General features: G+C 50.2%; 17 protein-coding genes. 13 read left to right on the top strand and 4 right to left on the bottom strand.

Translation table 11 applies throughout. The features are described 5' to 3' along the window. Window positions 1-64: 64 nt before the first annotated feature. Window positions 65-376: a hypothetical protein gene (locus tag GQE98_RS08195; RefSeq protein ID WP_161315177.1), complete on the bottom strand. Its 312-nt coding sequence runs from the start codon at window positions 374-376 to the stop codon at window positions 65-67. A gap of 5 nt (window positions 377-381) precedes the next feature. Then, complete coding sequence (locus GQE98_RS08190) at window positions 382-669, bottom strand: EscU/YscU/HrcU family type III secretion system export apparatus switch protein (RefSeq protein ID WP_161315176.1); 288 nt, start codon at window positions 667-669, stop codon at window positions 382-384. A 361-nt stretch (window positions 670-1,030) separates the two neighbouring features. On the opposite strand from GQE98_RS08190, the gene GQE98_RS08185 reads away from it, so the two are divergent. From GQE98_RS08185 to recA, 9 genes are all read left to right on the top strand, one after another. Beyond that, window positions 1,031-1,600: a DJ-1/PfpI family protein gene (locus GQE98_RS08185; protein WP_161315175.1), complete on the top strand. Its 570-nt coding sequence runs from the start codon at window positions 1,031-1,033 to the stop codon at window positions 1,598-1,600. A gap of 150 nt (window positions 1,601-1,750) precedes the next feature. After that, window positions 1,751-2,152 carry a flagellar basal body rod protein FlgB gene (gene flgB / locus GQE98_RS08180; protein WP_161315174.1) on the top strand — a complete coding sequence of 134 codons (402 nt, stop codon included), beginning with the start codon at window positions 1,751-1,753 and terminating at the stop codon, window positions 2,150-2,152. Between the two features lie 26 nt (window positions 2,153-2,178). Beyond that, window positions 2,179-2,589, top strand: coding sequence for a flagellar basal body rod protein FlgC (gene flgC, locus GQE98_RS08175; protein WP_161315173.1), 411 nt, complete (start codon window positions 2,179-2,181; stop codon window positions 2,587-2,589). A 19-nt stretch (window positions 2,590-2,608) separates the two neighbouring features. Beyond that, the gene (gene fliE, locus GQE98_RS08170) at window positions 2,609-2,929 is read left to right on the top strand and encodes a flagellar hook-basal body complex protein FliE (protein WP_161315172.1); all 321 of its coding nucleotides are present in this window, start codon (window positions 2,609-2,611) and stop codon (window positions 2,927-2,929) included. Between the two features lie 38 nt (window positions 2,930-2,967). After that, complete coding sequence (gene fliQ, locus GQE98_RS08165; protein ID WP_161315171.1) at window positions 2,968-3,231, top strand: flagellar biosynthesis protein FliQ; 264 nt, start codon at window positions 2,968-2,970, stop codon at window positions 3,229-3,231. A gap of 17 nt (window positions 3,232-3,248) precedes the next feature. After that, window positions 3,249-4,010, top strand: a complete 762-nt coding sequence (fliR, locus tag GQE98_RS08160; RefSeq protein WP_161315170.1) for a flagellar biosynthetic protein FliR — start codon at window positions 3,249-3,251, stop codon at window positions 4,008-4,010. A gap of 6 nt (window positions 4,011-4,016) precedes the next feature. Beyond that, entirely contained in the window at window positions 4,017-5,093 is a 1,077-nt protein-coding gene (gene flhB / locus GQE98_RS08155) for a flagellar biosynthesis protein FlhB (protein WP_161315169.1), read from the top strand. 10 nt (window positions 5,094-5,103) lie between these two features. Next, complete coding sequence (locus tag GQE98_RS08150; protein WP_161315168.1) at window positions 5,104-7,605, top strand: PAS domain S-box protein; 2,502 nt, start codon at window positions 5,104-5,106, stop codon at window positions 7,603-7,605. 353 nt (window positions 7,606-7,958) lie between these two features. Continuing rightward, entirely contained in the window at window positions 7,959-9,044 is a 1,086-nt protein-coding gene (gene recA, locus GQE98_RS08145) for a recombinase RecA (protein ID WP_161315167.1), read from the top strand. Between the two features lie 78 nt (window positions 9,045-9,122). Here recA and GQE98_RS08140 read toward each other — a convergent pair whose 3' ends face one another. Together GQE98_RS08140 and GQE98_RS08135 are read right to left on the bottom strand one after the other, a co-directional pair. After that, a complete protein-coding gene (locus tag GQE98_RS08140; protein ID WP_161315166.1) occupies window positions 9,123-10,337 on the bottom strand; it encodes an NADP-dependent isocitrate dehydrogenase in 1,215 nt (404 codons plus the stop codon). Between the two features lie 103 nt (window positions 10,338-10,440). Beyond that, window positions 10,441-11,025, bottom strand: a complete 585-nt coding sequence (locus tag GQE98_RS08135) for an LOG family protein (protein ID WP_161315165.1) — start codon at window positions 11,023-11,025, stop codon at window positions 10,441-10,443. 30 nt (window positions 11,026-11,055) lie between these two features. On the opposite strand from GQE98_RS08135, the gene GQE98_RS08130 reads away from it, so the two are divergent. The 4 genes from GQE98_RS08130 (at window position 11,056) to GQE98_RS18420 (ending at window position 14,115) form a co-directional block, all read left to right on the top strand. Next, the gene (locus GQE98_RS08130) at window positions 11,056-11,424 is read left to right on the top strand and encodes a hypothetical protein (protein WP_161315164.1); all 369 of its coding nucleotides are present in this window, start codon (window positions 11,056-11,058) and stop codon (window positions 11,422-11,424) included. Window positions 11,425-11,502: 78 nt separating this feature from the next. After that, window positions 11,503-11,970 carry a c-type cytochrome gene (locus GQE98_RS08125; protein WP_161315163.1) on the top strand — a complete coding sequence of 156 codons (468 nt, stop codon included), beginning with the start codon at window positions 11,503-11,505 and terminating at the stop codon, window positions 11,968-11,970. A 50-nt stretch (window positions 11,971-12,020) separates the two neighbouring features. Beyond that, the gene (locus tag GQE98_RS08120; RefSeq protein ID WP_202526161.1) at window positions 12,021-12,902 is read left to right on the top strand and encodes a c-type cytochrome; all 882 of its coding nucleotides are present in this window, start codon (window positions 12,021-12,023) and stop codon (window positions 12,900-12,902) included. A 97-nt stretch (window positions 12,903-12,999) separates the two neighbouring features. Then, the gene (locus GQE98_RS18420) at window positions 13,000-14,115 is read left to right on the top strand and encodes a LysM peptidoglycan-binding domain-containing protein (protein ID WP_161315162.1); all 1,116 of its coding nucleotides are present in this window, start codon (window positions 13,000-13,002) and stop codon (window positions 14,113-14,115) included. Window positions 14,116-14,176 lie beyond the last annotated feature (61 nt).

The raw sequence follows: 14,176 nt of genomic DNA, 5'->3' as shown, positions 1-14,176 counted from the left end.
AATATTCGTCCGATCAATATACGCGTTTCGAGTATACAGTAACGGGCCTTGGGGAATTTGAAAACTATTCTTTATGCGAAGTGTTTTCGAGGGCATTAATATCGCGGCTCAAGGAATCGTGGCGCAGCTGGATTTCATTGGACAGCGTATTGAGCGATTGCATGACCTGTTCCATTGACTTCGTTAGTTCCTGCCTATCATCCTTCGGCGCGTTCTGGACACGGCTCTGAAGGTTGACGATTTTTATGGGCAACGAACTTATATCGATCATGATGCCGCGTTGGGTCTGGCTCAGATAATCCGCAATATCGTTCATCAAATTGGAAATATCGGCATCTATCGAGGAGTGATTTTCCATAAGAGGCGTACTAATCATACTGACTATTTTTCCTGACATCTGTAAAGATAAGACAGAATTTCCGAAACTGCAGCGAATGCTTCAAGAGGGATCGGGCAATCTACCTCAATTTCCGACAGAATCTGCGCTAAATCAGAATCGGTGCGCACCTTTACACCACGAGAGAATGCCAATTGCAAGATCTGTTCGGCAACCTCGCCTTTTCCGCTTGCCGTGACCTTGGCCAGAGAGGCGGGAGTCTCGTCATAACTCAAGGCGACAGCGATAGCTTCATCGGGTTTGTTCTGGGGATCATTATGGCTTTGTGTCATTCGTCTCTCCGGCCAAAAGGTGACCCTCGTCACACATGATAGGTAAATGCGATTAATTTTTGTTTAAGCAAGGCACCAGACCAGTAGAATAATACAACTTCGTCCTTGCAACTCGGATTAGGAAAGATTATGTTCCGCCACGCCGGACAATGGCAACATAGCCTTTATTTATTGTTATCGGCACTGTGCAGCGAAACTGACAGGAGCATTGCTCCGATTTGCACAAAAGAAATTGAACAAATGTCATTATGACAACACCGGCCATTCCAGTAGGAAATAGCCATGCAATGTTGAATGCTCCCGTCGTTCAATAAATTGAAAATGCGCGGTGGACGCCACAGATTGAAGGAGTACGGATTTTATGAGTGACTTGGAAAATGCGTTAAATGGCAAGTCCGTTGCCATTCTTGTTGCTAACGGTTTTGAAGAATCCCATATGACAAGCCTGCATAAAGCCCTCGTATTAACCGGGGCGAATGTTAAAATCGTATCGCCGGAAAAAGGCGTTGTGAATAGCTGGCATGGCAATGGTTGGGGGCACTTTTTCCCGGCAAATGCGCATCTTGCAACCTCTATGTCCCATCATTTCGATGCCGTTGTCATTCCCGGCGGTTCTCGACATGTAAACCGCTTGATCTCCGATCCGCAGACTGCCCGTTTCATGCGCGGCTTTATGGAAGATAACAAGCCTGTCGCGCTCGTTGAAGATGCTCCAAAAATTCTTGCCGAGGCAGGATTGCTGGAAGCGCGCACTGTTTTCGCCGAAGAGGATATCCAGGATATTCTGAGCGAGAAGGGGGCAACGGCAGCAGACGCGGAAATCCATGTGGATGATATGCTGGTAACCAGTAAATTCGCTGATGAGGCTTTGGTTGAGAAATTTGCGGATTGCATTCTCAGCTATGAGCCGGAGGCCTGGGAAGCCGCCTGAAAAACTCGTTAAAACCCGATTTTTGAAAACGCCCCGATTTTGGGGCGTTTTTTTTGTGCGGTATGCCGTAAATTCCACGAATTCATACTCTGTTAAGGTTTCTTTCCTATTGTAGGGTCAGGAAAAACCGCGAACAGAAGCGATCCTGATATGAATTTGGAAAAAATTCCGCTCTTCGCCGCTCTGACGGAGAAAATGAAATGGCTCACTGCCCGGCAAAAAGTGCTGGCGCAGAATATTGCCAATTCTGATACGCCGAATTACCGAGCGCAGGATCTGAAACCGCTTGAATTTCGTGAAATGATCGATGCACCGCAAAAGAAAGGCGTGCATATAAATCGAACCAACACGAAGCATATTTATGCAAGCGAAATAAATAGTTATGAGACACAGGTGAACCGGGATGTGAGTGAAGTTTCGCCCACGGGTAACGCTGTACTGCTTGAAGAAGAGATGATGAAAGTTGCGGAAACGCAGATTCAGTATGAACTGACCACGTCTCTTTACAAGAAAAATTTGGGGATGTTGAAAACAGCCCTTGGTCGCCGTTAAACGGATTAGAGAAGGGAACCGGTAACATGGATCTTTTAAAAACAATGTCCATCTCTGCCTCGGGTATGGATGCCCAGGGTAAGCGAATGCGGGTTATTTCTGAAAACCTGGCGAACAAGGACAGTATGGGTAAGACGCCCGAAGAAGATCCTTATCGGCGAAAAACCATTTCCTTCCGGAATGTTCTCGACCGCGAGGAAAATGTCACCAAGGTCAAGGTTGGCCATATCGGCGAAGACAGGTCGGATTTTGACCTCAAGTTCAATCCCAGCCACCCTGCCGCGAATGCGGATGGTTATGTCAAGATGCCGAACGTTAATTCCCTGGTGGAAATCATGGACATGAAGGAGACTCAACGCTCCTATCAGGCCAACCTTGGTGTGATAGAGGCGTCGAAGAAAATGATCATGCGGACGCTGGATATCCTGCATCAATAGGACGAGTGGAGATTACTAAATGGTTGATACAACTGCCTTAGCGGCAACACAGGCCTATTCGAAAGCAATTAGCAGTGCCACGGGCGCGAAACCCGAAGCCGTATCCAACGAAGCGATTGAAGGACCGAGTTTTGCTGAAATGCTGTCCGATGCCGGAACAGATGCCATTGAAACCGGCGTTAATGCGGAGCAAGTCAGCCTTGAGGCAATTACCGGTAATACGGGCCTGGCGGACATCGTAACAGCTGTCAGTAATGCCGAGGCAACCCTGGAAACTGTCGTTGCTGTGCGTGATCGTGTAATTCAGGCTTATCAAGACATCATAAAAATGCCAATCTAGGCTGTAATGTAAACTTACAGCAAAAGGATTGATGCAATATGACCCCAGCCGATGTCGTTGACGTAGTCCGCGAGGCGATCTGGGTCCTGCTCGCTGTCGCCGCGCCAGTCATGCTGGTTGCCTTGGGGGTTGGCCTCGTGATCGCCCTCATACAAGCGTTGACCCAGGTGCAGGAAATGACGTTGGTGTTTGTCCCGAAGATCCTGGCGATTTTTCTGTCCCTGATTATATTCATGCCGTTTATGATCACCAGCATGATCGGACTTATGGAACAGATTGCCCAACGTATCTCAGGCGTATGACCGTCGGTAGTCGATAAATGCTGGACGAATTTCTCAGCGTTAATATTTTTGCCTTTCTTCTGGTATTTATCCGTCTGGGTGCGGCCTTTATGGTTGTTCCGGGGTTTGGAGAGGCGTTTATTCCGCCTCGTGTGCGGCTGTCGATTGCGCTCGGCGTAAGTTTTATTGTCATGCCGTTCGCGGCCAGTCAAATTCCGCCAGAGCCTGCAACCCCAATTGAGCTGTTGCTTCTCATCCTCGGAGAGATGGTGATCGGCCTCGTGATGGGTGGAGTGCTGCGATTGTTGCTAAGTAGCCTTCATATTGCAGGAACGATCATTGCCCAGCAATCAGGCCTTGCGGCTGCACAGTTCTTTGATCCGGCGCAGATGACCCAGGGCGCAATTACAAGTACCTTCATGACGTTGATGGGGCTGACGATGATCTTCGTGACCGATATGCACCATTTGTTTATCGAGGGAACTTTCGCCACCTATCGTCTTTTCCCGGTTGCCCAGGTGCCTGATTTTGGCAGTATCAGCATTTTGATCACAGATTTCGTACAGCAATCCTTCCTGCTGGGATTTCAAATGTCCGCGCCGTTTTTGGTTTTCGGGATCACATTCTATATGGGTATCGGCCTCATCAACCGCCTGATGCCGCAGGTACAGATCTTCTTTGTCGCGATGCCGCTGCAAATTATTCTTTCTTTTGCCATTCTGGCGATTACAATTGGCGCCAGCATGATGTGGTTTATCAGTTATTACGAGGAAGCGTTGATACGCTTTCTTGGGGAGTAGGGGCAGGTGGCTGACGATACAGATGATGCCCAAAAAACCGAAGAACCTACCGCGAAAAAACTCGAAGATGCCTTCAAGAAAGGGCAGGTACCGAAATCGCAGGAGGTCGGACACTGGTTCATGACCATCGGGATTACGTTGGTCATTATGATTTTTATCGCCGGACTCGGCAACGGCCTGACTTATGATCTCCTGAAGTTTATCGAACAGCCCCATACGATCGCGACAGACCGTTTTCATCTCGGCCTTGTTTTTGGTGATCTTGGATGGGCCGTTGTCTGGGTTATGGCTCCGGCGCTCGGGACCCTGATGATTGCTGGGCTGCTCGGAAATCTGGTACAGCACCGACCGGTTTTTTCGGCGGAGAGGATAAAGCCGAAACTTGAAAAATTATCCCTTCTGAAAGGTGCCAAACGGCTTTTTTCGCTAAAATCTTTGATCGAATTTGCAAAAGGGCTGTTCAAGCTTACGCTTGTGGGAACAATTGCGATCCTGTTCGTCCTGCCCTCTATGGACCAGCTTCCGATTGTTGTTTCCTATGACGTGCCGCAGGTTCTCGAGTTGATACAGGAACAGTCCCTTTTATTGCTGGCTGGTGTTGTGGCGGTTATGAGTATTATCGCCGGGCTCGACTTTATGTATCAACGCTATAACCACCACAAAGAACTGCGTATGACGAAGCAGGAGATCAAGGACGAATACAAGCAGACAGAAGGCGATCCAATGATCCGGGCGCGCCTTCGGGCTTTGCGCGCGGAACGCTCCCGTCAGCGGATGATGCAGTCGGTGCCGGAGGCTGACGTTGTGATTACCAACCCGACACATTTCGCCGTTGCCTTGCAATATAAGCCCGAGGAAGAGCGCGCCCCCGTGGTCGTCGCCAAGGGGATGGACAATATCGCGGCCAAAATCCGGGAACTCGCCAATGAGAATGATATCCCCATTGTCGAAAACCCGCCGCTCGCACGCGCGCTGCATAAGGCCTGCGACCTTGATGAGGAAATACCATACGAACATTTCAAGGCGGTTGCGGAAATCATCGGCTATGTCATGCGGCTCAATAAACAGAAACTGAAGAATTAAGCGGAACCAGATGGCCCAACAGAAGATTAAACGGCGAAATCCAAAGTTTTTCATGGGCGTTGACGCTCGACAACTCGCCGCCGCCTTTTTCCTTGTTGCGGCCCTGATTGTCATATCCGCCCTGTTGGGACGAGAGCTTGGTCTCGTGAACATTATTATCCTGAGCGCCATGGTTGTCGCCGCCATGGGGCTTGGACTCTGGTATCTTATCTTTCACGGCTTACGACAGGCGGCGAGTGGTAACCTGGATCTTTTGTCCAATGTGATTTCCAGTAGTCCGGAAGGGCGGCTGCTGACGACGAAAGATGGTCGATTTATTTATGCCAATGATACCTATCGTCACCTTCTTGATTTACCGGCAAAAGATGGCGGTCAAACGCTCAGCGATTATTTCGCAGGTGACAAGGATGCGCGGGCGGAAATTGACAAGCTGCTAAAAGCCGCAATCTATGACGGGACCACCGGAGGCCGGATTGATCTTGAGACGAGAAGCGGCCGGTGGCTCTCTATCCTGGCCCATGTTGTCGATGTTATGCCGGATAATATTATCTGGTATGTGACGGAGACGACGCGTCAGCATCGCCTTGAGGAAGAAGCGCGGGACGCGAGTGAGAAACTCTCCGAGTATTTCAATAATGCACCGGTAGGGTTTTATTCCTTGGGCGGGGACGGAAATATTCAGTTCGTCAACCGGATTCTTGCAGACTGGCTTGGATATCAGCAGGAAGAACTCAACGAAGTACAGTTTGCATTCTCAGACCTGGTCGTCAAATCCAATGAGGATCAACTCGATCTGATGGAGATATTTTCCTCTGATGGTCCCCTTTATGAAGGCAGGATTACGTTGCGGCGGCGGGATGGTACGTTACTTCCGGTGCATGTGACGCAAACCATCATACGCGGTGAGGCCGGTGAAGTGCTCGGTTCACGTTCCGTAGTACGCGAATTGTTGCAAGAGCAGGAATGGCGAGATCGGGTCGCCAAGGCTGAACTGCATTTTCGCCGGTTTTTCGAAGCGGCACCCATTGGCATCCTGCTTCTCGACGCGAAGGGCGTTGTGATGGAGGTAAATCCGGCCTTTCGGGCGCTGACGGATACAGTGATAAACAAGTCGGTTGGCAGCCATGTCACTGAGTTGGTGGAGGAGGAGGATCGCGCGTTATTGCAGAAAAAGCTGGTGGAGGCCGGATCGAGCAATATGGCGGCGCCGTCGGCAGAAGTAAAACTCCTTGGCACAACAGAGCGGGCCGCCAGCTTTTACATAAGCGCCATTGTTGGAGAGGATGAGAGCTCTGGGCGTTTGCTCGTGCATGTGATCGATACCTCAGTGCAGCGAAATCTGGAAGTCCAGTTTGCACAAAGCCAGAAAATGCAGGCTGTCGGCCAACTCGCGGGGGGCGTTGCGCATGACTTCAACAATCTTTTGACAGCCATGATCGGTTTTTGCGATCTTTTGCTGCTCCGTCATCAGGTGGGAGATCCTTCCTATTCCGATATCACTCAGATTAAGCAGAATGCAAACCGCGCCGCCGGCTTGGTCCGCCAACTCCTGGCCTTTTCCCGCCAGCAGACCTTACGGCCGGAAGTAACAGACCTGACCGACGTTCTGGCAGAGCTTTCCAACCTATTACGGCGCCTTATCGGTGAGGCAATCCAGCTTAAGATTAACCACGCCCGTGATCTCTGGCTGGTCAAGGTGGATCGCGGGCAGTTTGAGCAGGTAATTATCAATCTTGCGGTAAATGCGCGGGATGCCATGGCAGGCGACGGTCTTTTGACCTTTGAGACCATTAATTTGACCATTGAAGCGGGACAGAAGGAATACAATAAATTGATTCCGCCCGGTGACTATATCCTGGTCAAGGTATTGGATACGGGTACGGGCATTCCCGAGAATGTTATAGGGAAAATTTTTGAACCATTCTTTACGACCAAGAAAGTCGGGGAGGGGACAGGACTGGGCTTGAGCACTGTTTACGGGATTATCAAGCAGACCGGTGGCTTTATCTTCGCCGAGAATAATGAGGGATCAGGTACAACATTCAGCATTTTCCTGCCGAGATTTGTGGAGGATGCGAAAAATCCCGATGCTATGGAGCTAACCCATCAACCAGCCCACCGGGATCTTTCCGGCAAGGGAACAATCCTTCTTGTTGAAGATGAGGATCCGGTCAGGCTTTTTGCAGCGCGGGCGCTGGAGAACAAGGGATACACAGTGTTACAGGCGGATTGCGGTGAAACCGCTCTTGACGTCGCCCATGAGCATGACGGAAAGATCGACCTATTGATCACGGATGTTGTAATGCCGGTGATGGACGGTCCAACCTTGGTGAAGAAAATCCTTAGTGAGACGCCGGACTTGAAGGTAATCTTCATTTCCGGTTACGCCGAAGACGCGTTCCGCAAGGATCTCGATTTTGACGTTAGCAAGATCGATTTCCTCCCCAAGCCTTTTTCCCTGAAAGAAATTGCCACGAAGGTAAAGGAAGTCCTGAGCCGCGATAACGATTGAGTAGCCTCTCAGCGCGGCAATTGATTTCTCTTATTCAGCACGCCGGTCTCCTTTTGGCGAGGATTATCCCCTGTGTAAAACCTGTTATGGGAGAAGTGGGGCTCCAAACTACCCTTAGTTAAGATCAACAGGTTTTGCTTGTTTCACTACAGCATCACTGATTCCGTTCCATCGGAATATAATGTTGAATCATCTCTTTTTGTTCGGAGGTTGTAAATGAAGAACAAATACAAAACATGATATTAAAAGTATAACAATTACAATGGTATAAAATATTCTTGCAAAAAAGAACAAAACATGTACAACTGATGCCAGTTGCATCCGCGGCAGACCTATGGAATAAGGGGAGATCGATGGTAAATTCAGCTTTAAAGCTCGTTGAAGCAGGTGGTATGGATAAGAAAAAAGCGTTGGAAGCGGCCCTGAGCCAGATCGATCGGGCCTTTGGTAAAGGGTCAGTCATGCGGCTTGGCCAGCAGGAGACTCTGGATGTGGCGGCGATCCCGACGGGATCGCTCGGCCTTGATATTGGGCTTGGTATCGGTGGTCTGCCAAAAGGGCGGGTGGTCGAGATTTATGGTCCGGAAAGCTCCGGTAAGACGACGTTGGCCCTCCATGTGGTCGCGGAAGCACAGCGTCAGGGGGGCACATGCGCTTTTATCGATGTGGAACATGCGCTGGATCCTGTGTACGCCCGGAAACTTGGCGTTGATGTCGATGAATTATTGATTTCCCAACCAGATACAGGCGAACAGTCGCTCGAAATTACCGATACGTTGGTGCGATCCGGGGCGGTTGATGTGCTGGTGGTTGATAGCGTTGCCGCGCTTGTTCCCCAAGCGGAACTTGAAGGGGAGATGGGAGATACACATGTCGGGCTTCAGGCTCGACTGATGAGTCAGGCACTCCGTAAGTTGACCGGTTCCATTTCGCGGTCCAATTGCATGGTGATTTTCATCAACCAGATCCGGATGAAAATCGGCGTAATGTTCGGGAGCCCGGAAACCACGACGGGCGGTAATGCGCTGAAATTCTATGCGTCGGTGCGGCTTGATATACGCCGGATCGGCCAGATCAAGTCGAAGGACGAGGTTGTTGGAAACCAGACACGCGTCAAGGTCGTCAAGAATAAGGTGGCGCCGCCTTTCAAAGTGATCGAGTTTGATATTATGTATGGGGAAGGAATTTCGAAGACTGGTGAGATTCTTGATCTGGGCGTCAAGGCGGAGATTGTTGATAAGTCTGGCTCCTGGTATTCCTATGACAGTCAGCGTATCGGTCAGGGACGGGAGCAGGCGAAACTATTCCTGAAGGAAAATCCGGAAATGGCGAAGGAGATAGAACAGAAGATCCTGGCCAATGCCGGTGTTATTTCCGAGATCCTGCAAGGTAACCCGGAAAGCGGTGGCGGGCAGGACGCGACGGTGGCAGATGATTGACGCCGAGAGATAAACAATAAAAAAAGCCGACCCGGTTGGGTCGGCTTTTTCTTTGGTTTCTATGATAATGGCCGTTGATCAGGCCATTTCTTTTTGCAGGTTTCTATCCAGCGCATCCAGGAACTGGTTCGTGGTAAGCCAGGGTTGATCCGGGCCAACCAGAAGAGCGAGGTCCTTTGTCATTTCACCGCCTTCAACAGTGGCAACGCAAACCTTTTCAAGGGATTCGGCAAATTTCTTCAACTCTTCATTGCCATCGAGCTTGGCGCGGTGAAGGAGACCGCGAGTCCAGGCAAAAATGGAAGCAATTGGGTTGGTTGAGGTTTCCTCGCCGCGTTGATGCATGCGGTAGTGGCGCGTCACAGTTCCGTGGGCGGCTTCTGCCTCAACTGTATCGCCATCTGGTGTCATCAGTACGGAGGTCATGAGACCAAGGGAGCCAAAGCCCTGCGCGACTGTATCGGACTGCACGTCGCCGTCATAGTTCTTACAGGCCCAGACATATTTTCCGGACCATTTCATCGCACAGGCAACCATGTCATCGATCAGGCGATGTTCATAGGTCAGGCCGGCTTTGTCAAACTTCTCCTTGAATTCAGAATTGAACACTTCTTCAAAGAGATCCTTGAAACGTCCGTCATAGGCTTTCAGGATTGTGTTTTTGGTGGAAAGGTAAACCGGCCAGCCACGGTTCAGGCCATAGTTCATGCAGGCACGTGCGAAACCACGAATGGAGTCGTCAAGGTTATACATGCTCATTGCGACGCCGCCACCGGGGAATTCAAATACTTCAAATTCCTGTGCTTCGCCGCCATCGGCAGGCTCGAACTTCATGGTGAGCTTGCCCGGCCCCTTCACAACCATGTCTGTTGCGCGGTACTGGTCACCAAAGGCATGACGGCCAATGACGATCGGATCGGTCCAGCCCGGCACGAGGCGCGGGACATTGGCGCAGATGATGGGTTCCCGAAAAACTGTACCGCCCAAAATGTTGCGGATTGTTCCATTGGGGGACCGGTACATCCGTTTCAGGCCAAATTCCTCAACCCGTTCTTCATCCGGGGTAATGGTGGCGCATTTTACGCCAACACCATATTTGATAATGGCGTTTGCCGCATCGACGGTGATCTGGTCATCGGTTTTATCGCGGGCTTCGATCCCGAGATCATAATACTTCAGATCGATATCCAAATAAGGAAGGATGAGTTTATTCTTGATGAAGTCCCAGATAATCCGGGTCATTTCGTCGCCATCCAGTTCTACGACTGGATTTTTGACTTGAATTTTTGGCATATCGACGTCCTTCTTAGCCTATGGGTTATTTGTTCTGCGGCAGCAAAATATCATTGCCGGCGATCCGCGCAAGGTGATCCGACAAAAAAACAGTAAATTCCCTCTAAAATTTTGACGTATCGGCTTTTATTTCTGCATCTGGAGCTTTAATCAAGGCTGGAATGATATCTTCCAGCTGTTCAACCACAGTAAAATAGCCAAGTGCCTCTTTTTCTACGAATCCTGCTTTTATCATATGATCTAGCAGATCGAGGAGTGGTCGCCAATAATTCTTGTAGTTGACGAGAATGATTGGCTTGTCATGCAGACGGAGCTGTCGCCAGGTGATCATTTCAAAAGTTTCATCCAGTGTCCCGAGGCCACCTGGAAGGACCGCGAAGGCATCTGATGTTTGAAACATCTTTTCTTTCCGAGTATGCATGCTGTCAACGATATGCAGTTCTGTCAATTTCTCGTGACTCACCTCAATATCATGTAGATGACCGGGAATAATCCCGGTAACCTGACCTCCGAAGTCAAGGGTGGCATCAGCAATGATTCCCATAAGGCCGACATGCCCGCCACCATACACAAGCCGAATATCGTTTTCGGCAAGTGCCTTGCCGAGGGATTTGGCCGCGTCACTATGCGAAGGATCCTTCGGTATCCGGGAGCCGCAGTAAACACAAAGGGATGAGATTTTAGTCATGGGACAAACTATACCGATAAAAGGTGGGATATGAGAAATATCTTTGCCCTTGTTATGTGCGGTTTCCTGCTTATGGCGTCAAGCCCTCTTGTAGCAGGAGAGGCGGACGTTATTGACGTCAGGGTCGTAAAAGTCGATGCGGATGTTTATCGCTTCACCGTGACTGTCCGCCATGACGATGAGGGGTGGGACCATTATGCGGATCGCTGGGATATTCTGGATATGGAGGGTAATAACCTTGGGAGCCGGGTGCTTTTGCATCCGCATGTAGACGAGCAGCCCTTCACAAGATCCATGACCTTATCCTTGCCGATGCAGGTAAGAAAGGTTCTTGTTCGGGCTCATGACAAGGTTCATGGGACCGGCGGAGCAGAAATGGTTGTCATTGTACCGCAATGAAATTAGAGTTTGGTTAGGATTAAATATGTAAAGAAAATCGGTTTAATTATTACGTTTAACCTGCTTGGGAGCTGAAAAATGAAAAAGTTGTTCACAAAGCCCGTTATGGCAATATTAATTGGCGGCGTCTTGTTCGGTGGCATAGCCAGTGCCCATTCAGAATCTACTGGAAATGCGGAAGCGGATTTCAGGATTGCTGAAATGAAAAAGCTCGGGATGAATATGGGCGCCATTGCAAAGGTCGCCAAAGGTGAAGAATCCTATAGCGCTTCCCTGAATGATAATGCGGCGCAAGTTGCGGAAATCGCTGCAAATATGCCGAAGCTGTTCCCGGAAGGGTCCGGTGTTGAAGCATCCCGTGCGAAACCGGAAATCTGGACGCAGCAAGATGAATTCCAGAAAGACATTGAAAGCCTACAGACAGCCGCAATACAGTTGGTTGCTGCTGTGAAAAGCGGGGATCAGGCAATGATCGGTGCGGCACTGAAGGAAACCGGTGGTACTTGTGGCGCCTGTCACAAACAATTCCGTAAGCCTAAGGAATAGCAATCTCTATGATGTGTGGCGTTGCAAAGGTAAAAGATTGGGAGCGGTTCTTGTCTATAAAAGCCGCTTCCCTTCTATTCTGCGGCGCCATTCTCTCTGCAACCCTCGCCATTACTGGAGCGGAGGCACAGGAGGCGTCTGATAAAGGCGCATATCTCACTGCGGCAGGCGGTTGTTATGGGTGCCATACGAATATCAAGGAAAAAGGCGCGCCGTTTGCGGGCGGTCGTCCGCTTGAAACGCCTTTTGGAACCTTCTACACGCCCAATATTACACCTGATCGGGATACCGGTATCGGGTCTTGGTCGGATAAGGATTTCCTGACGGCGATAAAGCATGGCGTCTCTCCTCTCGATCAGTATTTTTTTCCCGCCTTTCCCTACACTAGCTATACCAAGATGACGGATGAGGATGCGCTTGCGATCAAATCCCATCTGATGGCATTGACGCCCGTTACGCAGGAAAATCGTAAGCATGATATTTCAGCGCCTTTTTCCTGGCGTTGGCTGCAATGGGGATGGAGACTATTCTTTTTCACGGATGGCCCGTATGTGCCGCCCTCAAACGCCAGCGACGCTGTCGCCCGTGGCGGGTATCTGGTGGAGGCGCTGACCCATTGTGGGGAATGTCATACACCGCGCAATTTCCTGGGGGGTACGGACAACAGCTTATATCTTGCCGGAACGGCCAATGGTGGAGAGGGAGAGAAGGTTCCCAACATCACGCCCGATACCGAAACGGGGATTGGCGATTGGTCTGAGGGGGATATCGTCAGCTTTATGAAAGACGGCATGATGCCGGATTTTGATAATGTCCAGGGTAGCATGGAAGAAGTGATCAGCCATAGCACGTCAAAATTGACGGATGAGGACCTTGCTGCAATTGCCGCGTACTTGAAAAGTATTCCGCCAATTAACAACAAAATCCAGTAGGCCACGACCCTATATACTCCGAACTTTACTAAAGATTGCGTGAATTGCCGCAGGGGTTCATAATAGCAACATATATGGTTAATCGAGTGAGGCTCTGGTGCGCGTATTTAGTATCCTGGCGATATTGCTGCTTTTAGTGGCTGGTCTGTTTCTCTATCACCGTAGTGACATGTTTTTCGGTTCCGAAAAGCAAGGACCGGTTGAACCCGCCGACTCATCAAGTGTGAATATGGCTGCGCCCAAGTCGGAAGGCGGCGATACTGACGAAGAAACGAAACAGGCGTTAGTCTCTCCGCCGAAAGTTATTCAGAAGAATCTCGATGATACAACAGATGCCAAGGGGCAGCGTATCGCACTGGCCCGCCCGAGCTTTGATATCATTAGGATTGATCAGAATTGCGAACTAGTGGCCGCAGGACGGGCGGAGCCCAAGGCCGTTGTAGCGATTTTTGTAGGGGATACCAAAGCCGGAGAAGCAACAGCAACAGCTGGAGGGGAATGGGTTTTTTCCTCAAGCGCGCCGCTTCCCTCCGGGTCGCAAACTGTCAATCTGAGTGCCCGTAACCCCAATGGACAGGAACTTGAATCAGGCAGTCTCGTTGTCATGAATGTACCGGACTGCGAGATACCCATGGAAGAGAGAGCCCCCGCCATTGCCATGCTGGTCCCGAAGGACGATGCCAGCGGCGCATTGAAAAATGTGGCACCCAAGCTTTTGCAGGTGCCCGAAGCGAAGGGTGATGTGTCAGCGGCAAAAGAACTTTCCCTTGGTACCGTTAATTATGATGACGAGGGAACTCTGGAACTTTCTGGCCGGGGCAAGCCAGGCCGCGAGATTACTGTGTATGTCGACAATAAGCCGGTTGGCTCGGCGGAAGTCGACCCGGACGGGAACTGGTCACTTGTTCCGGATCAGTCTATTCCGGCGGGTAATCACACGCTTCGGATCGATCAGCATGATGAGAACGGGAAAGTCATCTCACGGGTGGAATTACCCTTTCAGAAAACGCTGGCAAGCGATGTTGTGCTGGCTCAGGCAAGCGGCAACCTCAGTGCCATTGTCCAGCCCGGAAATAGCCTATGGCGCATAGCCCGGCGTGTTTACGGAGAAGGAATGGAGTATACCGTGATCTATCAGGCTAATCAGGACCAGATCCGGGATCCAGACCTAATATACCCGGGACAGATTTTCTCTCTGCCAAAGAATGATTGATGGGTTTGTTTCTCGCCCAAATGTAGCAAGCATCACCTTCAAAGCCGCAGCCGTAAATTTC

Origin of the sequence: Sneathiella litorea, from assembly GCF_009882915.1 — a bacterium.
Taxonomy (GTDB): domain Bacteria; phylum Pseudomonadota; class Alphaproteobacteria; order Sneathiellales; family Sneathiellaceae; genus Sneathiella; species Sneathiella litorea.
The sequence above is the reverse complement of the archived record's forward strand: the minus strand, read 5'-3'. Positions and strand labels throughout refer to the sequence as shown.